22 protein-coding genes are annotated in these 22,759 nt (G+C 66.0%); 20 read left to right on the top strand and 2 right to left on the bottom strand.

What is annotated here, in order from left to right; all coding sequences use genetic code 11:
• The first annotated feature begins 214 nt into the window (after window positions 1–214).
• The 20 genes from ACSQ9A_RS33025 to acs all read left to right on the top strand — a co-directional run bounded on the left by ACSQ9A_RS33025 (window position 215) and on the right by acs (window position 21,031).
• The gene (locus tag ACSQ9A_RS33025; protein ID WP_436307025.1) at window positions 215–1,126 is read left to right on the top strand and encodes a LysR family transcriptional regulator; all 912 of its coding nucleotides are present in this window, start codon (window positions 215–217) and stop codon (window positions 1,124–1,126) included.
• 129 nt (window positions 1,127–1,255) lie between these two features.
• Window positions 1,256–2,266: a Bug family tripartite tricarboxylate transporter substrate binding protein gene (locus ACSQ9A_RS33030; RefSeq protein WP_436307026.1), complete on the top strand. Its 1,011-nt coding sequence runs from the start codon at window positions 1,256–1,258 to the stop codon at window positions 2,264–2,266.
• 27 nt (window positions 2,267–2,293) lie between these two features.
• Complete coding sequence (locus ACSQ9A_RS33035) at window positions 2,294–3,181, top strand: amidohydrolase family protein (RefSeq protein WP_436307027.1); 888 nt, start codon at window positions 2,294–2,296, stop codon at window positions 3,179–3,181.
• A gap of 18 nt (window positions 3,182–3,199) precedes the next feature.
• Complete coding sequence (locus ACSQ9A_RS33040) at window positions 3,200–4,186, top strand: Bug family tripartite tricarboxylate transporter substrate binding protein (protein WP_436307028.1); 987 nt, start codon at window positions 3,200–3,202, stop codon at window positions 4,184–4,186.
• A gap of 38 nt (window positions 4,187–4,224) precedes the next feature.
• The gene (locus tag ACSQ9A_RS33045) at window positions 4,225–4,914 is read left to right on the top strand and encodes an RraA family protein (RefSeq protein WP_436307029.1); all 690 of its coding nucleotides are present in this window, start codon (window positions 4,225–4,227) and stop codon (window positions 4,912–4,914) included.
• Entirely contained in the window at window positions 4,911–5,837 is a 927-nt protein-coding gene (locus ACSQ9A_RS33050) for an NAD(P)-dependent oxidoreductase (protein WP_436307030.1), read from the top strand. The genes ACSQ9A_RS33045 and ACSQ9A_RS33050 overlap by 4 nt, the downstream gene beginning before the upstream one ends.
• A gap of 64 nt (window positions 5,838–5,901) precedes the next feature.
• Window positions 5,902–6,849 (top strand): Bug family tripartite tricarboxylate transporter substrate binding protein, encoded by a 948-nt coding sequence (locus ACSQ9A_RS33055; protein WP_436307747.1) that lies wholly within the window; start codon window positions 5,902–5,904, stop codon window positions 6,847–6,849.
• A 50-nt stretch (window positions 6,850–6,899) separates the two neighbouring features.
• Window positions 6,900–7,856, top strand: coding sequence for a Bug family tripartite tricarboxylate transporter substrate binding protein (locus ACSQ9A_RS33060; protein ID WP_436307031.1), 957 nt, complete (start codon window positions 6,900–6,902; stop codon window positions 7,854–7,856).
• A 7-nt stretch (window positions 7,857–7,863) separates the two neighbouring features.
• Window positions 7,864–8,751, top strand: a complete 888-nt coding sequence (locus tag ACSQ9A_RS33065) for an amidohydrolase family protein (RefSeq protein ID WP_436307032.1) — start codon at window positions 7,864–7,866, stop codon at window positions 8,749–8,751.
• A gap of 62 nt (window positions 8,752–8,813) precedes the next feature.
• A complete protein-coding gene (locus ACSQ9A_RS33070; RefSeq protein ID WP_436307033.1) occupies window positions 8,814–9,749 on the top strand; it encodes an SMP-30/gluconolactonase/LRE family protein in 936 nt (311 codons plus the stop codon).
• 681 nt (window positions 9,750–10,430) lie between these two features.
• Complete coding sequence (locus ACSQ9A_RS33075) at window positions 10,431–11,345, top strand: LysR family transcriptional regulator (protein ID WP_436307748.1); 915 nt, start codon at window positions 10,431–10,433, stop codon at window positions 11,343–11,345.
• 160 nt (window positions 11,346–11,505) lie between these two features.
• Entirely contained in the window at window positions 11,506–12,879 is a 1,374-nt protein-coding gene (locus ACSQ9A_RS33080) for an SLC13 family permease (protein WP_436307034.1), read from the top strand.
• A 48-nt stretch (window positions 12,880–12,927) separates the two neighbouring features.
• Complete coding sequence (mdcA, locus tag ACSQ9A_RS33085; RefSeq protein WP_436306961.1) at window positions 12,928–14,610, top strand: malonate decarboxylase subunit alpha; 1,683 nt, start codon at window positions 12,928–12,930, stop codon at window positions 14,608–14,610.
• Between the two features lie 14 nt (window positions 14,611–14,624).
• Window positions 14,625–14,957 carry a malonate decarboxylase acyl carrier protein gene (mdcC, locus tag ACSQ9A_RS33090; protein WP_436306962.1) on the top strand — a complete coding sequence of 111 codons (333 nt, stop codon included), beginning with the start codon at window positions 14,625–14,627 and terminating at the stop codon, window positions 14,955–14,957.
• A complete protein-coding gene (locus tag ACSQ9A_RS33095) occupies window positions 14,954–15,832 on the top strand; it encodes a biotin-independent malonate decarboxylase subunit beta (RefSeq protein WP_436306963.1) in 879 nt (292 codons plus the stop codon). Before mdcC ends, ACSQ9A_RS33095 begins: the two co-directional genes overlap by 4 nt.
• 14 nt (window positions 15,833–15,846) lie before the next feature.
• Window positions 15,847–16,548, top strand: coding sequence for a biotin-independent malonate decarboxylase subunit gamma (gene mdcE, locus ACSQ9A_RS33100; protein ID WP_436294891.1), 702 nt, complete (start codon window positions 15,847–15,849; stop codon window positions 16,546–16,548).
• Between the two features lie 14 nt (window positions 16,549–16,562).
• Complete coding sequence (mdcG, locus tag ACSQ9A_RS33105; RefSeq protein ID WP_436307035.1) at window positions 16,563–17,246, top strand: malonate decarboxylase holo-[acyl-carrier-protein] synthase; 684 nt, start codon at window positions 16,563–16,565, stop codon at window positions 17,244–17,246.
• Complete coding sequence (gene mdcB, locus ACSQ9A_RS33110) at window positions 17,243–18,106, top strand: triphosphoribosyl-dephospho-CoA synthase MdcB (RefSeq protein WP_436307036.1); 864 nt, start codon at window positions 17,243–17,245, stop codon at window positions 18,104–18,106. Before mdcG ends, mdcB begins: the two co-directional genes overlap by 4 nt.
• The gene (locus ACSQ9A_RS33115; protein ID WP_436307037.1) at window positions 18,103–19,011 is read left to right on the top strand and encodes an acyltransferase domain-containing protein; all 909 of its coding nucleotides are present in this window, start codon (window positions 18,103–18,105) and stop codon (window positions 19,009–19,011) included. The genes mdcB and ACSQ9A_RS33115 overlap by 4 nt, the downstream gene beginning before the upstream one ends.
• 97 nt (window positions 19,012–19,108) lie before the next feature.
• The gene (acs, locus tag ACSQ9A_RS33120; RefSeq protein ID WP_436307749.1) at window positions 19,109–21,031 is read left to right on the top strand and encodes an acetate--CoA ligase; all 1,923 of its coding nucleotides are present in this window, start codon (window positions 19,109–19,111) and stop codon (window positions 21,029–21,031) included.
• Window positions 21,032–21,127: 96 nt separating this feature from the next.
• Here the strand turns inward: acs and ACSQ9A_RS33125 are convergent, their stop codons facing one another.
• Together ACSQ9A_RS33125 and ACSQ9A_RS33130 are read right to left on the bottom strand one after the other, a co-directional pair.
• Window positions 21,128–21,955 (bottom strand): enoyl-CoA hydratase, encoded by an 828-nt coding sequence (locus tag ACSQ9A_RS33125; RefSeq protein WP_436307038.1) that lies wholly within the window; start codon window positions 21,953–21,955, stop codon window positions 21,128–21,130.
• A gap of 1 nt (window position 21,956) precedes the next feature.
• Entirely contained in the window at window positions 21,957–22,751 is a 795-nt protein-coding gene (locus ACSQ9A_RS33130) for an enoyl-CoA hydratase/isomerase family protein (RefSeq protein WP_436307039.1), read from the bottom strand.
• Window positions 22,752–22,759: the final 8 nt, after the last annotated feature.

Here is a 22,759-nt window from a genome sequence, read left to right on the forward strand (position 1 = left end):
GGTGAACTGCAGCGCCCCCTTCGCCTTCAGGTGATCCACCAACGCGTCGTGCATGCCTGCAAGCGCCATGCCCACCTCCATCAATAGAAGCCACGAGTATGAGCATTCGCCAGCACATTGAGCGTCCGCTTCGAGCTGCGGACTACCGCTACTAGGCCGCCAGTGGCACCACGCTGTTGCCCTAAAGTCTTGGATCAGTGCTTTAAACAAACTTGTGGAGTTCATCCTGGATCTGCGCGATCTCCAGTACTTTGAAGTTATTGCCGAGCTCGAGCACATGGGGCGCGCGGCCGAACGGCTGCACCGGACGCAACCCGCGTTGACAAGCTGCGTACGGCGGCTGGAAGAGGCGTGCGGCGCCCTGCTCTTCGAGAAAACAGGCCGCGGCATCCGCCTGACCAGTGCGGGGAAGGCGCTTCTCAAGTGGGCCCAGCGCACACGCTTCGACGTGGAAAGCGCGCGCCGCGAGATCGGCGACATCGGCAGAGGCCTGACTGGAAACATCAAGATCGGCATCGTGCCGACGGCCGCGCAGTTCCTTTTGCCGCCAGCCGCGCGCGACCTGATGCGCGAGGCACCCGAAGTCACTTTGCGGACCACCGTGGCGCTGGTTGACATCCTGAAGCCGCTGCTGCGCGCCGGTGATATCGATCTGATGGTCGGCACCGAGGGCTCTACTGAACCGGGGTTCGCTTCGCAGAACCTGGCCGAGGACGTGATCGTGGTCGCCGCCGCCGACACGCACGCGATCTTCGACAAGCCGAAGCCGGCCCTGAAGGACCTGGCGGGCTATCGATGGGTGCTTCAGCCCCCTGGGGCACCGACGCGGGACTGGCTCGACCAGACCTTCGATCGCCATCGAGTTCCCCGGCCCGTGGTGCAGGTCGAAAGCACGATGCTGCTGATGCTGCCGACGCTGATCGGTGAGACCGGCCTGCTGAGCTTCATCTCGCGTCTTCACCTGCAGGCCGGGCGTTCCGGCGCGGCGTTGCGCGAAGTGAAGCTGCCGGCCACGACCATGCGCCGGCGCATGGTCGTGACCTATCGCGACAGCGGCTACATCTCCCCGGCAGCACAACGGCTGATCCTTCTGTTGGCGAAATATGCCGATTCGCCACCGAGGTAATACCCAAAGTCAAATCTATCGATCTTCAAAAAGTATCGATTGGACTGAATAAGCCCCACGCCGAATACTTGCCTCCACTGAACGCACCGCCCGCAATCGAGCAGGGTGGGCTAAACAGGAGACAAGTTCATGCAACATCGTGCCCTCGCCGCCGCGGCTTCGCGCCGCCTCATCGGCGTCGCCGCCACCACGCTCGTTGCCGGTGCGACGCTCATGGCCCACGCAACGGCGTCCGCACAGGCCTATCCATCGCGCCCGATCAAGCTGATCGTTCCCTTTCCGGCCGGCGGCGGCACCGACCTGATTGCGCGTGAAGTTGCCAACAAGGTGGCCGTCGCCAACGGATGGTCGATCGTCATCGACAACAAGCCCGGCTCCGGCGGCAACTTGGGAGTGGATGCCACGGCCAAGGCTCCGGCCGACGGCTACACACTGGTGCTGGGCCAGACCAGCAACCTGGCCATCAACCCCACGCTTTACGCCAAGCTGCCTTACAACCCGGAGAAGGACCTGACTCCGATTGTCGAGGTTGCAAGTGCGCCGCTCGTCCTCGTGGTGGCGGCGGACTCGCCGTACAAGACGCTCGCCGATGTCGTGACCGCTGCCAAGGCCAAGCCCGACTCGCTGAATTACGCCAGTTCCGGCAGCGGCACGGTGGCGCATCTCGCGACCGAGTTGTTCCAGAAGACGGCAGCAGTCAAGTTCACGCACGTTCCGTACAAGGGCGCTGCGCAAGGTTCGACCGACCTGATTGGCGGCCAGATCCAGATGTATATGTCGTCGGTGCCTACGCTGATCGGTTACGTCAAAAACGGGAAGATGCGCGCCATCGCCGTGACCTCGCCCAAGCGCACTGCCGACCTGCCGTCGGTGCCCACCATTGCGGAATCCGGCTTCAAGGGTTTTGAAGCCGTCACCTGGTTCGGCGTTGCCGGGCCGGCGGGCTTGTCGAAGGACGTGGTCGCCAAGCTGAACGGCGCATTCAACAAGGCGCTACAGGATCCGGAAGTCAAGAAGAAGCTAGCCAGCCATGGCGCCGATGCGCTCGGTGGAACTCCTGAGCAGTTCGCCAAGCTGATCCACGACGACATCGGCCGCTGGGGCAAGATCGTCAAAGAGTCCGGAGCCAAGGTCGACTGACGCATTCAGCAGCAGAGCGAGCGAGCGATGCAGACGTTGGACAAGGAGAAGGCGGTCGCGCCTTTCTCTTCGGGGCAGGGCCGCACGAACGTCGAGGTGCCGGCGGGCGCCTGCGATTGCCATGTGCATGTGTACGACGCCCGCTTTGCGCCCGTGCCGGGCGCGCGCCTCCTGCCGCCTGATGCGAGCGTCGACGATTACCGGCAACTGCAGCAGCGCACCGGGACCGACCGCGTGGTGTTCGTCACGCCATCGACCTACGGCACCGACAACCGGCCGATGTGCGAGGCGCTTGTTGCCTACGGCGAGGGCGCGCGGGGAATCGCCGTTGTCGACGAGCAGATACGCGATGCCGAGCTTGAAGCGTTGCATGCCAAAGGCGTACGTGGCGTCCGCCTCAATCTCTCGCTGGGTGTCACGAACTCAGCGCAGCAGATCGACGTGTTGGCCGCGCGTGTCGCGCCCTACGGATGGCATCTGCAATTGCTGGCAGCTCCGGACACGCTCGCTGCCCTCGAGGCCCGCCTTCTGCAACTCCCGGTTCCTGTGGTCTTCGATCACATGGGCCGCATCGCACCATCGCTGGCGCAACGACATGCAGCCCACCGATTGATTCTTCGCCTGATCGACTCAGGTCGCGCCTGGGTCAAGTTGTCGGGCGGCTACATCGTGAGCGAAGAAGGCCCGCCGGCCTACACCGACATCGCGCTGCTGGCGCGGGGCTACCTGCTGGCCGCACCCGAACGCGTGGTGTGGGGAAGTGACTGGCCCCATGCGTCTGCCACTGCGGGTCACCAGCCCCTGCCCGACGACGCGCAGCAAATGGACCTGCTCGCGCAATGGGCTGGCGATTCGACCGCCCTGCGGCGCGTGCTGGTCGACAACCCGGCCGCGCTCTACGACTACCAAACCTGATTCTTGACAAGGACAGCCATGACCAAGCTTGACCGGCGCACCGCCCTGACGATAGCCATTTCGCTTCTTGGGCTTGCTGCCATGCCCTCCACGGCGCAGGTCACCTGGCCGACCGGGAAACCCATCACCTGGGTCGTGCCCTACCCCCCGGGTGGCACCACCGACATTCTGGGCCGCGCCATTGCACTGCGGTTGGGCAACTCGCTCGGCGCCACGGTGATCGTCGACAACAAGGCTGGTGCCACCGGCACGATCGGCTCAGCGTCCGTCGCCAAGGCGGCACCGGACGGCTACACCTTGCTAGGCACATCGATTGGCCCTCTGGCCATCGTGCCGAGCCTCATGCCGAAGATGCAGTACGACCCGGTCAAAGCATTCGAGCCAGTTGTTCTGATCGGCACGATCCCCCATGTCCTCATCGTCGGCGCGGCCCAGCCCTTTCGCACGGTGGCCGAACTCGCCGCGGAGGCGAAGGCCCATCCGGAAGCGGTTTCGTTCGCCTCCGGTGGCAAAGGCACGATCCTCCAGATGCAGGGCGAACTGCTGCGCTTGCAAACCGGCACCCGAATGACTCATGTGCCCTACAAGGGCGATACCCCGGCCATCCAGGACGTGCTGGCCGGCCATGCGACCTTCATGTTTGCGCCGGTGGCTGCGGCGCTGCCGCACATCCAGAGCGGCCGGCTGCACGCGCTGGCCGTGACCTCTGCGGTCCGGCTGAAATCCATGCCCGAGGTGCCCACGATGGGTCAGGCCGGCTTCAAGGATTTCGTGGTGGAGCAGTGGCAGGCAGCCTACGCGCCGGCCGGCACGCCTTCGGCCGTGGTGCAGCGGCTGAACCAGGAGATCGTGCGCATCCTCAAGGACGCCGAGGTCGTCGCCATGGCGGACAAGCTCGGCGTCACGCTTGTGGGCAGCACGCCGCAGCAACTGGCAGAAACCCAGAAAGCAGACCTTGCCAAGTGGGCCAAGGTCATCAAGGACGCTGACCTCAGGGCCGACTGACCCACTTCCATTCCTCCTCTTACATCCGAAAGAATCCCATGCCTTCCAATCTTCCCGACATCATTCGCGACTTCGAACGCGTGCCTGCGCACATCGTGGCGCAGGCCGCTGAATTGCAGCCGGCCATCCTGGCCGATGTGGCCGGCCGCCGCGGCGCCGTGGATGGCCGCATCAAGGCTCTTCGTCCGCGCATGAAGCTCGCCGGCACCGCTTTGACCGTCGAAGTGCGGCCGGGTGACAACCTGATGATTCACGCCGCCATTGCAATGGCCAAGCCAGGCGACGTTCTCGTCATCGACGGCAAGGGTGACCAGACCTCGGCGCTGATGGGCACCATCATGATGACGGCCTGCAAGCAACTGGGCATCGCCGGCGTGGTGATGGATGGCGCCTGTCGCGACAGCATCGAGATCGACGAAATGGACTACCCGGTGTTCAGCGTCGGCACCAACCCGAACGGTCCTACCAAGAACATCGGCGGCCGCATTGGCCATCCGATTTCCATCGGCGGTGTGACCGTGCACGCCGGCGACTTCGTGATCGCCGATGGCGATGGCGTCGTGGTGGTCGAGCGCGAGAAGATCGAAGGGCTGTTGCCGCTCGCGGCCAAAAAGGTGAAGGATGAAGCCGCACGCATCTGCGCCATCAAAACTGGCGATACCGCTGCGAAATGGCTGAACGCTGCTCTCCGAACAGCCGGTGTGCTCAAGGAAGGGGAGGCGCTGTGAGCACGATCCTCGTCACGGGTGCTGACCTCGCGCCGCAGGCGCTCGCGCTGCTAGTGGGTCACGATGTCATCTATGCCGGCAAGACGCCGACCGAAGACGACCTGGTGGCACTTTGCCGTGCGCATGATCCGGTGGCCATCATCGTGCGCTACGGCAAGGTCGGCAGCGTCGTGATGGACGCAGCGCCGTCGCTGCGCGTGATCTCCAAGCACGGCAGCGGCACCGATACCATCGACAAGGTGGCGGCGCAGGCCCGCGGCATCGACGTGGTCGCGGCAGCCGGTGCCAATGCCGCTGCAGTGGCCGAGCAGGCACTGGCCCTCTTGCTGGCGTGCGCCAAGTCGGTGGTGGCCCTGGATGCACGCATGCACGCCGGTCATTGGGACAAAGCCACGCACAAGAGCCTCGAGCTCGGTGGCCGCACCATCGGTCTGGTCGGCTTGGGCGCGATCGGACTGCGCTTTGCGCGCATGGCCGATGCCCTCGGGATGCGCGTGATCGGGTTCGATCCATTTGCGAAAGACTTGCCAGCGTACGTGGAATGCGTCGACTTGCCGACGATCTGGCGCGAGTCCGATGCGATCTCGCTGCACTGCCCTCTGACAGAAGACAACCGCGGCCTGCTCAATGCCACCACGCTGGCCCAGTGCAAGCGCGGCGTCGTCCTGGTCAACACGGCGCGCGGCGGGTTGATCGACGAGGCCGCGCTGCTGAGCGCAGTACGTTCCGGTCAGGTTGCAATGGCCGGTCTCGACAGCTTCGCGGTAGAGCCGATGACTGCCGGCCATCCGTTCCAGGGTGAAAAGAACTTCGTACTGAGTCCCCACATTGGTGGCGTGACCAGCGATGCCTACGTGAACATGGGCGTCGGCGCCGCCAGGAATGTGTTGCAGGTGCTGACACGCCAGCCAGCCACGACCTGATGGCCCAGTGATGCAGAACAAGAAGGAGACATCCGTGAAACGATACTTCGCCATCGCATGGCTGATGGGAACGACTGGTCTGTTCGTCACGCTGTCCGCCCAGGCGCAGTCGACCTGGCCAGCCAAGCCAGTGCACGTCCTCGTCGGTTTCTCGGCGGGTGGGCCGACCGATGTCGTCGCGCGTGTATTCGCCGACTATGCCTCTCGCACGCTGGGCCAGCCTTTCGTGGTGGACAACAAGCCCGGCGCCAATACCATCCTGGCGGCCGAGGCGGTGGCGTCTGCGCCAGCGGACGGCTACACGCTCCTGCTCGGTGCAACCAACCACACGATGATTCCCGCGCTTTACAGCCAGCGGGTGAAGTTCGACGCTGTGCGCTCTTTTGCGCCGGTGTGCTCGCTGGCCGTCAGCCCGATGGTGCTGGTCGTCGGCCCATCGATGCCGGTCAAGACGCTTGGAGACTTCCTGAAGGAGGTCAAGGCCGCCCCCGGCAAGCGCACCTACGGCACGCCGGGCAGCGGCAGTTCCGGCCATTTTGCAAGTGAGCAGTTCACGCGGCTGACCGGAACCTCGATGAATCACATCCCCTACAAGGGCGCGGCCCAAGCCACGACCGACATGATCGGCGGGCAGGTGGACAGCTCTTTTGCCACGCTGGGGTCGGTGCTGCCTCAGGTGCAGGCAGGCAAGCTGAACGCGCTGGCCGTCGCCGCGCCCAAACGTTCTGCGCTGCTGCCGAACGTGCCGACTTTCGAGGAGGCCGGCGTGAAAGGGTATTCCGCCGATGCGTGGTATGGCCTGCTCGCGCCCGCGAACACGCCGGCAGCGACCTTGGCGGTGCTGCGTCGGGTTGCGACCGAGTTCGCCCAGTCACCTGCCACGGCAGAGAAGTTCAGGCTCCTGGGTATGGAAGCGCAGAGTACCTGCGCTGAAGCCTTCGGCACGCAACTGACGCGCGAGGTGAAGGCTTACGGTGAGCTGGCCCGTGCGCTTGACCTCAAACCTGAATGAGCGCTCGCCGTACGCCAGATTCCCGTCCGACATTCTTCGAGAACCAACCCATGAAAACCTTGATCCGTCGCGTGCTCGCTGCATGCCTCTTTGTCGCCGCTTCCGCACAGGCGGCGTTTCCGGACCGACCAATCACGCTAGTCGTGCCCTACGCACCCGGAGGCTCGGCTGATGCGCTGGCGCGCGTGCTCGCGGTGCGCATGGGCGCGAAGCTCGGCACCAGCGTGATTGTTGACAACCGCCCCGGGGCGAGTGGCACCATCGGCGCAAGCTATGCCGCCAAGGCGCCGGCCGATGGGTACACCATGCTCTACGACGCCACGCCCTATTCGATCAATCCGCACCTGTTTCCGCGCATGCCCTTCCCGAGCAACGCTCTGCAGCCGCTGTCGCTCGTCTCGCTGGCGCCGAACATCATCATCGTCAAGGCCGAGTCGCCGATCAAGGATGTGAAGGACCTGGTGGCCAAGGCCAAGGCGACACCCGGCAAGCTGAACTACGCCTCCGGCGGTAGCGGCACGGTGCAACGTCTGGCGGCAGAACTGCTGCGCCAGAAGCTCGATCTCGACATGGTGCATGTTGGCTACAAGAGCGGGGGTCCTGCCATCGTCGACGTGACCGGCGGTCAGGTCGACTTCATGTTCAGCACCATCGCGGCGTCATACCCGCTGGTCTCATCGGGCAAGCTGCGCGCGCTGGCCGTGTCGTCGCCCGAGCGTTCGAAGCGCCTGCCCGACGTGCCGACGGTGGCCGAATCGCTGGTGCCTGGCTATGAGGCATTCGAGTGGAATGGTTTGCTGCTGCCGGCCGGCACGCCCGAGCCCGTCGCTGCGAAGTTGCACAAGGCCCTGGTCGACGTGCTGAAGGAAGACGAGGTGAAGCAGCGTTTCACCGACGTCGGCGTGCAAGCCGTCGGGTCCACGCCAGCCGAGTTCGCCACTTTCCTGAAGAAGGAAGACGCGAAGTGGGCCGAAGTGATCCGCAAGGGCAACATCAAGCTCGACTGAATTGCCGATGGCTGCCCTCCCGCCCACGCGTCCCGTCCCGCATTCGGTTGGTCTTGAACGACCGTCGCGCGCGCTGCCCGCCGGTGCGTGCGACAGCCACATGCATATCTTCGATCCGCGGTTCACGCCGTCGCCGCACTGGAAGCGCCAGCCGCCCTGCGCAGAGGTGGCCGCCTACCGCCAGCTCCAGCAACGGCTCGGGACGTCGCGAACGGTGGTCGTCAACCCGTCGACCTACGGCACCGACAACGCCTGCATGCTCGACGCACTTGAGCAGCTTGGTGATGAAGCGCGTGGTGTTGCGGTGGTAGGCGTCGACGTGGATGACGCCGAACTCGAGCGACTCAACGCGCGCCGCGTATGTGGACTGCGCGTCAACTTCGTGACGGCGCAATCGTGGGGCACCACCACGGCGGAAATGCTGCGGACGCTTGCGCGCAGGGTCGCCCGCCTTGGCTGGCACATCCAGGTCTTCGTGCACCCCGAACAACTGGTTGAACTCACGCCGGTGCTCGAGGCGTTGCCAACCCCACTCGTGGTTGACCACATGGCCCGCATCGATCCCGCCGAAGGTCTGGACAGCGTCGCCTTCACCACGTTGCGTCGGCTGCTCGACCGGGGCAACACATGGGTGAAGCTGTCCGCTGTCTACATGCGCTCGCGCGAAGGCGCTCCCGCATACCGCGACGCCCAAGCGCTCGGGTGTGCATTGGTGCAGGCCGCACCGCAGCGCATGGTGTGGGGCAGCGACTGGCCGCATACCACCGAGGCATCAGGCTCCGTTGACGACGCAGACCTGGTCAATGTGCTGCGCGGCTGGTGTGGCGACGACGGGGTGATGGACCGTATCCTCATCGACAACCCGGCACGACTCTACGGCTTCGGCGGCGCCTGACCACACGCGGTCAAGCCTGCCTTCACTACTGCGCGGCATCGAAGCCGCGACGGAGATCCACGGTGTTCTTTCTGCAAGCTCCCCAAGTTCACGAGCTCGAGGTGTTCTCGCGAATGCCCGAAATCTTCCGGCGGCGCAAGACAAGCGCGTGGGCCGACGCCAACCGTGGCGGCCAGGTCACGGACTCGTTTCTCGAAGGACCGGTTTTCGATGACGCCGGAAACCTTTACGTAGCCGATATTCCCTTTGGGCGCATCTTCCGCATCGACCCCGCTGGTGCATGGACACAGGTGACCGAGTACGACGGCGAGCCCAACGGGATGAAGTTTCTGGATGCGCACTCCCTGCTCGTCACCGACTACAAGAACGGTCTTATGCGCATCGACGTGCGGGATGGCGCCGTCACACCGTATCTGCAGCGGCGCAATAGCGAAGGCTTCAAGGGCGTCAACGACTTGGTGCTCGACGAACAGGGGAACATCTACTTCACTGACCAGGGCCAGACCGGGTTGCACGACCCGACCGGGCGTCTTTACCGGTTGCGACCGGACGGCCAACTCGACCTGTTGCTGGCCAACGTGCCCAGCCCGAACGGCGTGGCACTGTCACCGGATGGCAAGCTGCTCTACCTCGCCGTAACACGCGGCAACTGTGTGTGGCGCGTGCCGCTTCTGACCGACGGGAGTGTGGCGAAGGTAAGTCAGTTCTTCACGTCGTACGGTCCGAGCGGCCCGGACGGCCTTGCCGTGGACGCACAGGGGCGCCTGCTGGTTGCGAACCCTGGACTTGGCTATGTCTGGGTGCTCAATGCGCGTGGCGAACCCGTGATCGTGTTGCGCGGCCCGACAGGTGCTTCGACGACGAATCTGGCCTTTGGCGGCAGTGGAAGGTCGACTGTTTTCATCACCGATTCGACGCATGGTCAGGTGCTTATGGCCGCGCTCGATTCCACAGGGCTTGTATTGCATCGCGGTCGCAACACCGATGGCTTTGCTTGATTCCTGGGCGATTTGATCAAGGCGCAGAGCCTGAGACGCGTTAGCTTCGCCCTGGCGCAGCACATCTTCAGGAGATAAGTTCTCCACCGTGCCGGTGGACAAGGCTGTGGAAAACGACGTGCACATCGCGGCAGACTGTTGTCACGCGGGCGTCACCATGCTCTGCCTGCAAAAGCGGCATCGCGCCCCCTGAAACTGAGACGGCCGCCGGCATCGAGGTGCCGCCCAATCTGGGCGGGTGCCGAAGCGACGTCTACCAGCGCCGGCCGACTGTCAGTCTGAAGCATGACGCATTCGTATGACGCCGGGATTAAGTGACGGTTCCAATGCGCAACGGCAGCGCACTGCCGTGCTCGATCAGCGGCGAGGCTGCAATGGAGCCGCTGGTGCTGCTCGCCGAGATCGTGCCGGCGGCGCAGTCCCTGACGCTCGGCTTGGTCCAAGAGGTCGTGGACGACGCCGGCCTGGGCGCGCGGGTGGCAGCGATCGGCGCGCATGCGTCGCAGTGGTCGCCGACCTCTGTAGCGATCACCAAGCGTGGTGGAAGGAGATGGGCGACGAGCTGTTCGCCAGGGCCGCCACTGCCGGCGCCTACCTGGGCGCCGTACCCTGATGGCGCACGCGGACGGCGTGCAGCCATCCTGGCTGCGGCTACGATTCGATTTTGATCCACAGGCTGCCATGCTTCCCCGCATTGACGAAGAAGTCACATTCCGCAAGCTGGAGATTCTTCTGGCCTTCATGGAGACCGGCAATCTCGCCCGCGCGGCCGAAAAGCTCGAGATCAGCGCCGTCAGCGTGCACCGCGCCTTGCATTCGCTGGAAACTGGGCTGCGCTGCGCGCTGTTCCGGCACGAAGGCCGCAACCTGCACCCGACTGAAGCCGCTCATGCGCTGGCGGAGGTGGCACGCGAGGTGCTTCGCACGATGTCCGCGGGCATCCGCGCTACGCGAGAAGTCGCCGGCTACTCGGCCGATCGGATCCGCATCGGCTCTCTTTATTCTCTGACGAGTCGCACGGTGCCGCAGCTGATCATGGGAATGAAACTGCGCAAGCCGGAATTGCACACCGAGCTCGTCCTCGGGTCCAATGCCGACCTGCTGCAGAAGCTTCGGGAAGGCGCGATCGATGCCGCCCTCATGGCGATCCCCGAAGATGCTTCCGACGTCGAATCGGAGCCGCTGTTCCAGGATGACATCCAGTTCGCCGCACCAGTGGACTCTCCTTATTCAGCGCAGAAGGAGATCGACCTGAGCGCCTGCGCCGGCGAGCGCTTCGTGAGCCTGAGTGAAGGCTTCGTCACCTACAGCGGTTTTATGGAGTCGTTTCGTGTGGCCGGCTTCACACCGAACGTGGTGATGAAGACGGGCGACATCTTCTCCCTGATGAACCTGGTAAGCGGGGGCGTCGGCTACACGCTGTTGCCGGGCCGTGTGCGCGGCGCCATGCCTCAGAAGGTGCAGTTGATCCCGTTGCAGACCAAGTACCTGATGCGCCAGACCATCGCGCTCAACTTTCTGCGCACTCGCGAACGCGATCCCAACCTGCTCGCGTTGCTGTCAGTGTGCCGCCTGGCGAAAGCGGAACTCGGCTGAACGGGAGCCATCGACTGGGCTCGGGTTAACCCTCGATCGTTTCAATTCGCGTAAGGATCGACGCGACAGCTTCATTGATCGTCCTGGAGGGGGTGCGTACCTTACGCACCCAGATGCACAGCCCGATGCGTCGAACCCCAAAACCCCCGGAGACGCGTTGATGAGTTCTCATTGGATTTCGATTTACGCACTGGTCGGCATGTTCGTGCTCGCCACCGTGCTGCCGATCAACATGGGCGTGATCGCCTTCGTCGGCGCCTTCCTGGTCGGCACGCTGGTAGCCGGCATGAACGCCAAGGCGATCATGGGCGGCTTCCCGGCCGACCTGTTTCTCACCCTGGTCGGCATCACCTACCTGTTTGCGCTGGCGCAGAACAACGGCACCATCGACTGGCTCGTCAAGCTGGCGGTGCGCGCGGTGCGCGGGCGCATCGCCGCCATTCCGTGGATCATGTTCTTCATCGCCGCGCTGCTCACGGCGGTGGGAGCGGTCAGCCCCGCGGCGGTGGCCATCATCGCGCCGATCGCGCTGGGTTTTGCCGCCAAGTACGGCATCAATCCACTGCTCATGGGGCTGATGGTCGTGCACGGCGCGCAAGGCGGCGGCTTCTCGCCGATCAGCATCTACGGCGGCATCACCAACAAGATCGTCGCCAAGGCCGGCTTGCCGCTCAACGAGATCGCGACGATGCTGGCGAGCCTCGGCGTCAACCTGTCCGTGTCGCTGCTGTTGTTCTTCCTCATGGGCGGCATGAAACTGCTGCGCCAGAAGGCCGACGTGACCGGCGCAGTGCCGGCAACGCGCCGCACGGCGCATGCGCAGGGCGGGGCGCAGGTGTTCGGCGATGCGGAGGCCGAATCGTTCGCCGAAGAGCGCCGCGTCGCGACTGCGGCTGGCGAGTCGCTCATGGACGCGGCGCCGGCGGTCCCGGCCGACCAGGGTTCGCGCCTCTACCAGATCGTCACCGTGCTGGGCCTGCTGGCGCTGGCCGTGCTGACCCTGTTCTTCAAGCAGGACATCGGCTTCGTCTCGATCACCATCGGCCTCTTGCTGACGCTGATGGCGCCCAACCTGCAGAAGCGCGCCCTGGGCCAGGTGTCGTGGCCGGAGATCATGCTGATCGTGGGTGTCAGCACCTACGTGGGCGTGATGGACAAGATGGGCACCATCGATTTCGTCGGCCACAGCGTGGCCGGCCTCACCTCGCCCATGGTGGCCGCATTGCTCTTGTGCTTCGTCGGCGCCGTGGTCTCGGCCTTCGCCTCGTCGACTGCGGTGCTGGGCTCGCTGATCCCGCTGGCGGTGCCGTTCCTGCAGGGCGATGCTGGCGTGAGCGCGGTCGGCTTCATCGCGGCGATGGCCGTGTCCTCGACCATCGTCGACGTCAGTCCGTTCTCGACCAATGGCGCGCTGGTGCTCGCCAACGCCAAGGGCGTGGACCGCGACGTGTTCTTCCGGCAGCTGATGGTGTACGGCGCCATCGTGACCCTGACGGCCCCCGTGGTGGTATGGCTGCTCTTCGTGGTGCTGTGAGACGGCGCCTCTCATTCGGCCGACATCATTCAACCCCATCGGACTCCCATGAACTCCAGATCCTGGACCTCCAAAGCCGACGACCGCGCCGCCCGGCTGGCGCGCGCGGCCTCTGCACTCGGAACTCGGCTCGCCGGCAAGCGCGTCGAAACGCAAGCGATCGCCACCCTGCTCGAAGCGGTGCTCTCGCCCGGCGACCGCGTCTGCCTCGAAGGCAACAACCAGAAACAGGCCGACTTCCTGGCGCAGGCGCTGGTGCAGGTCGATCCGCAGCGCGTCCATGGCCTGCACATGGTGCAGTCGGTACTGGCGCTGCCCGAACACCTCGACATCTTCGAGAACGGCGTGGCAGCCCGGCTGGACTTCAGCTTCTCAGGACCGCAAGGTGCGCGCCTGGCCAAGCTGGTGTCGGCCGGGCGCATCGAGATCGGCGCGATCCACACCTACCTCGAGTTGTTCGCGCGCTACTTCGTCGACCTGACGCCCAAGGTCGCGCTGGTGGCGGCGCAGGCGGCCGACGCCGAAGGCAATCTCTACACCGGTCCGAACACCGAAGACACGCCGGCCATCGTCGAGGCCACGGCGTTCTCGGGCGGCATCGTGATCGCCCAGGTCAACGAATGGGTGGACGGCAAGACCACGACGCTGCCGCGCATCGACATCCCGGCCGACTGGGTGAGCTTCGTCGTGAAGGCGCCGCGCCCCAATTTCATCGAACCGCTGTTCACGCGCGACCCGGCGCAGATCAGCGAGGTCCAGGTGCTGATGGCGATGATGGCGATCAAGGGCATCTATGCCGAGTACGGCGTGCAGCGCCTGAACCACGGCATCGGCTTCGACACCGCGGCCATCGAGCTGCTGCTGCCGACCTATGCCGAGTCTCTCGGCCTCAAGGGCAAGATCGGCAAGCACTGGGCGTTGAACCCGCATCCGGCACTGATCCCGGCGATTGAGGCCGGTTGGGTCGAATCGGTTCACTCCTTCGGCTCCGAGCTGGGCATGGAGGACTACATCCGCGCGCGCTCCGACGTGTTCTTCACCGGCCCGGACGGCAGCCTGCGCAGCAACCGGGCGTTCTGCCAGGCGGCGGGCCACTACGCCTGCGACATGTTCATCGGCTCGACCTTGCAGATCGACCTCGACGGCAACAGCTCCACCGCGACACTGGGCCGCATCGCAGGCTTCGGCGGTGCGCCCAACATGGGCGCCGATGCGCGCGGCCGGCGCCATGCCAGCCCGGCCTGGCTCAAGGCCGGGCGCGAGGCGCGTGCCGGACGCAGCGGCGCGGCCGGCACGCCGCGCGGACAGAAGCTGGTCGTGCAGATGGTCGAGACCTTCCGCGAGCACATGCAGCCGGCCTTCGTCGACAGGCTCGACGCCTGGACGCTGCAGGAGCAGGCCGGCATGGACCTGCCGCCGATCATGATCTACGGCGACGACGTGTCGCACATCCTCACCGAGGAAGGCATCGCCAACCTCCTGCTGTGCCGCAGCGACGCGGAGCGCGAGCAGGCGATCCGCGGCGTGGCCGGCTACACCGCGGTGGGCCTGGCGCGCGACCGGCGCGCAGTGGAGAACCTGCGCGACCGCGGCGTGATCCGCCGGCCGCAGGATCTGGGCATCGACCCCCGCCAGGCCACGCGCAACCTGCTGGCCGCACGCAGCATGCGCGACCTGGTGCGCGCCTCGGGCGGGCTGTACCAACCGCCCAAGCGCTTCAGAAACTGGTAGCAGGAGATCCGACCATGAGCGATGTTCCCGCAGGGCTCGAAACCCTGGACTTTTCCTTCCCCGGCGGCCGACCGGCCGGCACCTTCCCGCCCGTGCTGGTCGGCGTCGTCGGCTCCGGCAACCTCGAGGTGATGCTCGAGGCCGCCGACGGCAACGACTGCGCCGTGCGTGTCGAGACCTCGGCGCGCGGCTTCGGGCCGATCTGGCAGGCCGTGATGAACGACTTCCACGCGCGCCATCCGCTGGCCGGCGTGCGCGTCTCGATCAACGACATGGGCGCCACGCCCGCGGTGGTGAGCCTGCGGCTCGACCAGGCCGTAGCCGAGATCACCGGAGGCAAGCCATGATCAGCTATGCCGAATGCTCGGCGCGCGAGCGGCTTGCGTTGCTGCTCGACCCGGAAAGCTTTCACGAGTGGCTGCCGCCTGCCGAGCGGGTCACCAGCCCGCACCTGGCGCAGCTCGGCGTGCCATCGGCCTTCGACGACGGCGTGGCGATCGGCCGCGCGACGCTCGACGGCCACGAGGTCTTCGTGGCCGCGCAGGAAGGCGCGTTCATGGGCGGCGGCGTCGGCGAGGTCCACGGCGCCAAACTGGTCGGCCTGCTGCAGCGCGCCCTGCGCGACCGGCCGGCCGCGGTGCTGTTGCTGGCCGAATCGGGCGGCGTGCGATTGCATGAGGCCAACGCGGGGCTTATTGCGGTGTCGGAAGTCATGCGCGCACTGCTCGACGTGCGTGCCGCCGGCATCCCGGTGATCGTGCTGATCGGCGGCGCCAACGGCTGCTTCGGCGGCATGGGCATCGTGGCGCGCTGTGCCGACCACGTCGTGATGAGCGATGCCGGGCGCCTGGCGATGTCGGGGCCCGAGGTGATCGAGGCATCCCACGGCGTGGAGGAATTCGATTCGCGCGACCGTGCGCTGGTCTGGCGCACGACCGGCGGCAAGCACCGCTGGCTGACCGGTGACTGCGACGCGCTGGTCGAGGATGACGTCGCGGAATTCCGCGCGGCGGCTGTCGCGGCGATCGATGCGTCGAAGCCATTGACCCTCGCGGCGCTGGAGGAGGAGCACGCGTTGCTCACGGCGCGCCTGCACGCACTGCCCTCTGACACGGTCGGCCGCGATGAAGCGACGCTGCTCTGGAGCGCACTCGGCATCGCCGACGCGCAGCGGGTCCCGGAGCTTCCGGTGGAAGCCGTGCGCGCGCTGCGCGCTTACTAACCGAGGCGCATCACATGCAATGGAATTCCCTTGTCACCCAGCTCTTCGGCTCCTACCACGGCATGCGCGCGGACGGCGACTTTCTACAGGGCGAGGTGATATTCGAAGGCGAACCGCTCACAGTGATCGGCACCACAAATCATGCGCCGATCGGGGTCCGTCTCGCGCTTGCGCAGGCCCGAGTGGTGCTCGACACCATCACGCAGCACGCAGGTCGGCCGATCCTGCTGCTGATCGACACCCAGGGTCAGCAACTGCGCCGACGCGATGAATTGCTCGGCATCAACCGTGCGATGGCGCACCTCGGCGCGAGCATCGACCTGGCGCGGCGCCGCGGCCACCGCGTGATCGGCCTGGTGTACGACCAAGCCCTCTCCGGCGGCTTCATCACCTCGGGGTTGATTGCCGACGCCTGCTACGCGCTGCCGGATGCCGAGATCCGGGTGATGCGTATTCCCGCCATGGCGCGCGTGACCAAGCTGCCAGAGGACAAGCTCACGGCGTTGTCGAAGTCCAACCCGGTATTCGCACCGGGCGTGCGGAACTACGTGGCGATGGGGGGCGTGCGTGCGCTGTGGGAGGGAGACTTGCAGGCCGCGCTGCACGATGCGCTGGCCCATACGCCGACGCAAGATCGGCGCGCGCAGGACGGCGCCGAGCGCGGTGGACGCCAGCTTGCCGCCGCCGTCGTGCAGCGGGTGCTGGACGCCGCCTGACCGTCGCAAGCGCCATGGTCTTCCTGCGCCGCCACCAACTCGCCCGGCTCTCGGAGGCTGGGTGGTCCGCCGTCCTCGCCCGGCCCTGGGACAGGCATGCGCGCGACTGCCTGACGCATTGGGCGACGCATCGACTGCCGCTGGTGGTGACACGTCAGTCAATCGACGCCGCCGCCAACGGATGGATCGCACTGGGTCTGCCGTCGCCTGAGCGTTGGGAAAAGCGTCGGCTGGCGCTGCAGGTGTCGCGCGCTGCGGTGCTTGGCCTTGACGAGTTCCCGCGCCTTGCCGAAATCCAAGGGCTGCTGCCGCCGTCGGCGCGACGCGCGGTGAGCGATCTTGGTGACGAGCTCGACGCGTGCCATGCGGCAGCGCGCGTCTTCGGAAGCTACGGCTGGCAAGCGATCAGCGGTCTCGATCACGTGCGGCCGGACTCCGATCTCGACATGTGTTTGGCGGTCGACGGAGCGGCGCACGGGGATGCTGTGACGCGTGCGCTCCAGTCCTTCAGCACCACACGGCCCCGGCTGGACGGCGAGCTCGTGTTCGGCGACGGCGCGGCAGTGGCGTGGCGCGAATGGGCCGCATGGCGCGCCGGACGCACGCGGGCGGTGATGGTCAAGCGAATGGACGGCGTGACCCTGCAGCGCGACACCGCATGGTGCCAACGTGTCGCATTGCCGGAGTTGGACGAATGACGACCGTTGCGCTTTCATTGCAACCGGATCCGCGGCTCACGCCCGCGGCGATCGGGCGCGCGGCCACGCTTGCGCTGTATGACGAGCTGTCGCTGACACCCAAGCCCGGACTGGTGACATTGATCGACTGCGGCAGCCACGAAGACATGGACGCGCACACCTTCATGCGCAGCCTGTTCGCGCTGCGCCGCTACTTCGCCCAGATCGCCGAAGGCGGCTTCGGCGGCGCAGATTTCGCCCTGCTGGAGCGGTACGGTATTGCCGCGGAAGCACGCATGCTCGCCGCCACCGGTGGCATCAACACGCATCGCGGCGCGATCTTCATGCTCGGCCTGCTGTGCGCCGCGGCGGGCGCCGCCCTGCGTGAGCACGGCGGCGCATTGCATCCACTTCAACTGCGTGATGCGTTGCGCCGGGACTGGGGCGATGCCCTGGCCACGCGCAGCCGACGCCCACCCACCCTGCCCGGGGGCATCGCCGCACGCCGTCACGGCCTGCGCAGCGCGTCCGAAGAGGCGGCGCTGGCGTTCCCGGTGCTGTTCGAGACGGCGCTACCCGCGCTGAGGGCCGCGCTGGCCCGCGGCCTGACGTCGCAACAGGCTCGGCTCGACACCTTGTTCCACATCATGGCGGTCCTGGACGACAGCAATCTCGCGCACCGCGGCGGCCTCGACGGCCTGCGCCACGCCCAGCGTGCTGCGCGCGGCTTTCTGGATCGAGGGGGCATTGCGCGGCCGGACGGCATTCAGGAGGCGAGAGCCATTGCAAAAGCCTTTGTCGCGAGGCGACTGTCGCCCGGTGGCGCGGCAGACACGCTCGCCGCGGCCTGCTGGATCACTCGCGTGTGTTCAAGCCAATGAGCTTTGCTCTGGTTTTTTCCGGCCAGGGAACCCAGCATCCTGCGATGCTGCCCTGGTTGGCGGACGATGAACACGTGCGCGACACGTGCGCGCGCCTCGGCGTCGACGACTGGCGGCGCGCCCTCGCGGAACCTGTCTGGGCAGAGCGCAACGACAACGCGCAGACGCTGCTGACGGGCCTCGCCTTGGCGGCCTGGGGTCAATTGGCGCCACTCATTTCGTCGCCGGCGGCAGTGGCCGGTTACAGCGTCGGCGAGTTGGCGGCCTTCAGTGCGGCCGGCGTGATCGAGCCCGCCACGGCTGCGGCCCTGGCGCCCCTGCGGGCCGAGGCCATGGATCGGTGCGCTGCTTGCGTGCCCGGCGGGCTCCTCGCCGTCAGCGGTATTTCCGAGCCGGAGCTCGAGCGGCTGCGCGTCGAGGCCGGCCTTGAGCTCGCCATCCGCAATGGCGGCCCGAACGTGATCCTCGGCGGCCCGCTGGTCGCGTTGGAAAACGCCGAACGCATGGCCCTGGCCGCCGGCGCGCAGTGCACGCGCTTGCGGGTCAATGTGGCATCGCACACGTCCTGGATGCGCGACGCGGCAGAGAGTTTCTCGCGCACGCTGGCGGATGTGCCCTTCCGCGCGCCGCAAGTCGCGTTGTTCAGCAACGCGGCGGACCGCATCCGGGATGCAAGTTCGGCCAGGGCTGCGCTGGCCGCCCAGATCGCTCGAACGGTTCGTTGGGACGAATGCATGGAGAACGTTATGGCCAGGCAGGTGCGTTGCGTGCTGGAAATAGGTGCGGGCCAGGCGCTGTCGCGCATGTGGAATCAGCGCTGGCCCACCGTCCCGGCTCGCGCCTGCGACGACTTTCGCAGTGCTGCAGCGGTTGCAGCCTGGCTGAACAGCCATGCGGACCGATGAATCGACCCCGTCCGTTGGACGTCTTAGCTCAAGGTTACACAGGAGATCTACCGTGAACGAGAAAGAAACAAGGACCCATCCGATTCCAGTCCCAGATATGAAGGACGCCCATGTGCCCGGCATAGCGGCCTACGACAAGCTGGTGGCCGAGGCCGATGCCGATCACAGCGCCTACTGGTCGCGCCTCGCGCGCGAGTTCCTGATCTGGAAGACGCCGTTCACGAAGGGGCTCGACGACAGCCGGGCGCCGTTCTTTGAATGGTTCGAGGATGGCACGCTGAACGTCTCGTACAACTGCCTCGATCGTCAGGTCGAGCGCGGCCTGGGCGACAAGACGGCGATCATCTTCGAGGCCGACGACGGGCAGGTGACGCGCGTCAGCTACCGCGAGCTGCTGGCGCGCACCTGCCGCATGGCCAATGCGCTGAAGGCGCGCGGCGTCAAGAAGGGCGACCGCGTGGTCATTTACATGTCGATGAGCATCGAGGGGGTGGTCGCGATGCAGGCCTGCGCGCGCATCGGGGCCACGCATTCGGTGGTCTTCGGCGGCTTCTCGGCGCAGAGCCTGCGCGACCGCATCCAGGATGTCGGCGCAGTGATGGTCATCACCGCCGACGAGCAGCTGCGCGGCGGCAAACAACTGCCGCTCAAGGCGATCGTCGACGACGCCATCGCCCTGGGTGGCTGCGAGAGCGTGAAGGATGTCCTCGTCTACCAGCGCACCGGCGGCCCGATCGGCTGGAACCCCGCGCGCGACCGCTGGCTGCACGAGGAAATGAAAGACCGGGCCGAGACCTGCGAACCCGAATGGGTGGGTGCCGAGCATCCCCTGTTCGTGCTGTACACCTCAGGCTCGACCGGCAAGCCCAAGGGCGTGCAGCATTCCAGCGGCGGGTACCTGCTGCACGCGGCGTTGACCACGAAGTGGACCTTCGACCTGAAGGACGACAATGTGTTCTGGTGCACCGCCGACATCGGCTGGGTCACTGGCCACACCTACATCGCCTACGGCCCGCTCGCGCTGGGCGCAACCGAGGTCGTGTTCGAGGGCGTGCCCACCTATCCCGACGCAGGCCGCTTCTGGAAGATGATCCAGGACCACAAGGTCAGCGTGTTCTACACCGCGCCCACTGCCATCCGCTCGCTGATCAAGGCAGCTGAGGCTGACGAGGCGGTGCATCCGAAGCGCTACGACCTGTCGAGCCTGCGCATCCTGGGCTCGGTCGGTGAGCCGATCAATCCCGCTGCCTGGGAGTGGTTCCACCAGCACATCGGCGGCGGCCGCTGCCCGATCGTCGACACGTTCTGGCAGACCGAGACCGGCGGCCACATGATCACGCCGCTGCCGGGCGCGACGCCGCTGGTCCCGGGCTCCTGCACCCTGCCCTTCCCGGGCATTGCCGCGGCAATCGTCGACGAGACGAGCACCGACGTGCCCAACGGCCAGGGAGGCATCCTGGTGGTCAAGAAGCCCTGGCCAAGCATGATCCGCACGATCTGGGGCGACCCGGAGCGCTTCAAGGCGAGCTACTACCCGCCGGAGCTCAAGGGCTACTACCTCGCTGGCGATGGCGCCATCCGCGATGCAACGACGGGTTACTTCACGATCACCGGCCGCATCGACGATGTGCTCAACGTCTCGGGGCATCGGATGGGCACGATGGAGATCGAATCTGCGCTGGTGTCTTGCACCGATCTGGTGGCGGAAGCCGCGGTGGTCGGCCGCCCCGACGAAACCACGGGCGAGGCGATCTGTGCCTTTGTCGTGCTGAAGGGTCCCCGCCCGAGCGGCGAGGAGGCGAAGAAAATCGCCAATGAACTGCGCAACTGGGTCGCCAGGGAGATCGGCCCAATCGCCAAGCCCAAGGACATCCGCTTCGGCGACAACCTGCCGAAGACGCGCAGCGGCAAGATCATGCGCAGGCTGCTGCGCTCCGTCGCCAAGGGCGAAACCATCACGCAGGACACGTCGACGCTAGAGAACCCGGCGATTCTGGAGCAGTTGGCCCAGAGGAACTGAGACGGTCGACCAGGCCTTCGGCCCGACCGATGAACCTCTCGACAAAATGCCCGCGAGTTCACCTCGATCCTGCGTGGAAGTTCGCCGACCCATCAATCAACAACCCATGCCCTTCGACAAAGTCTCCCCTGGCAAAGACGCTCCTGAAGCCTTCAACGTCATCATTGAAATCTTCCGCATCGCCAAGCGGCGCTCCTCGATTTGCGCACGCGTCACACCCGTGTTGTTGGAAACAGAGGCCTCGCGCTCCAGGATCAACGCGTCCGGCAGCGAGCGCTCGTCCTCCTGCTCCAGCAGGCGCTTGTAAAGCTTGAGAGTCTCAGGCACGCCGCTGAGCATCAGGGTGGCCAGCGTCACCGCGGTCGGCAGCAACTGCGCGGCCGGTACAACCTGGTTCACCATTCCCCAGCTGTATGCTTCGTTCGCATCGAAGAAGCGCCCCGAGAAGGCGAGCTCCTTCGCCCGGTGCAGTCCCACGCGGCGCGCGAGCCGGACCGAGCCTCCCCAGCCCGGCAGCAGTCCGACCTGCACGTGCGTATCGGCGAAGCACGCTTCGCTCGAGGCGATCAAAACATCGCATGCGAGTGCGATCTCCAGCCCGCCGGTGATCGCGAAGCCGTTGACCGCACCAATGACCGGGCCGCTGAAGCGCGCCAGCGCAGTCACCGCATCGGCTTCATACGCGCCCGCCGCCGCGGGCAGACCGTCGGCACCCCATTCATCGAGGTCGAGTCCGCAGCTGAACGCGCGACCAGTCCCCGTGAGCACCAGCACCCGGACATCGGCGTCGGCCTCCAGCATATCGACTGCCTCCAGCAATTCAGCCCGCAGCGCGAGCGACAAGGCATTGAGCTTGTCAGGCCGATTGAAGCGCAGGATCGCGACGCCGGCGATCGGATGTTCCACGAGCAGGTTCTGATGCATGTCAGCGTCCCCGAAAGGACGCCTTGCGCCGCTCGAACATCGCCGCCACGCCCTCCTGGGCATCCTCCGTGGCCGAGATACGCGCCAGCGTCAGCGCCTCGTCCTCCAGCTGTGCCTCCAGCTGCGCATGACCCGCACGCAGGAAGAGCCGCTTGATTTCGCCATAGGCCAGGGTCGGCCCAGTGGCCAGGCGCACAGCGATCTCACGGGCCGAATCCGTGAGCTGCGCATCGGGCACGACCTGGTCGGCCAAGCCCGCAGCCAACGCTTCAGCGCTGGACAGGACCTCTCCCATGAGCACGAAGCGTCGTGCGCGCGCCGCTCCCATACGAAACGTCAGCGTGACGCTGGAGCCGGAGTCACAGCTGAAGCCGAGGTGGGAGAACGCCGAGCCGAAGCGCGCCGACTCGGCCGCCACCACCACGTCGCACCCGGCCAGCAAACCCACCGCGCCGCCCATGGCCCAGCCCTGCACCTCGGCCACGATCGGCACCGGCAGCTGCCAGGCGCGCGAGAGTCCCACATGAAAATCGCTGGTCAGCCGCCGCACCATTGCAGGCAGCGCATGGCGAACCGGATGAAAGGTCTTGAGATCGCCGCCGAAGCTGAAATTCGAGCCCTCCGCGCGCAACAGCACAGCGCGCAGGCCCTGCGTGTCCCAGAGTTCGAGAAAGACTTCCTTGAAGTCTCGCGTGAAATCGCCGTCGATCGGGTTGCCGCGCGCGGGCTGGGTTAGCGTCACCGTCGCGAGGCCGTTTTCGATGTCGAGTCGCAGCGAAGAGAGATTCGTTGTCATTCGGGTTC

The sequence above is a fragment of the Variovorax sp. LjRoot290 genome, assembly GCF_964253985.1.
Lineage (GTDB): Bacteria > Pseudomonadota > Gammaproteobacteria > Burkholderiales > Burkholderiaceae_C > Variovorax.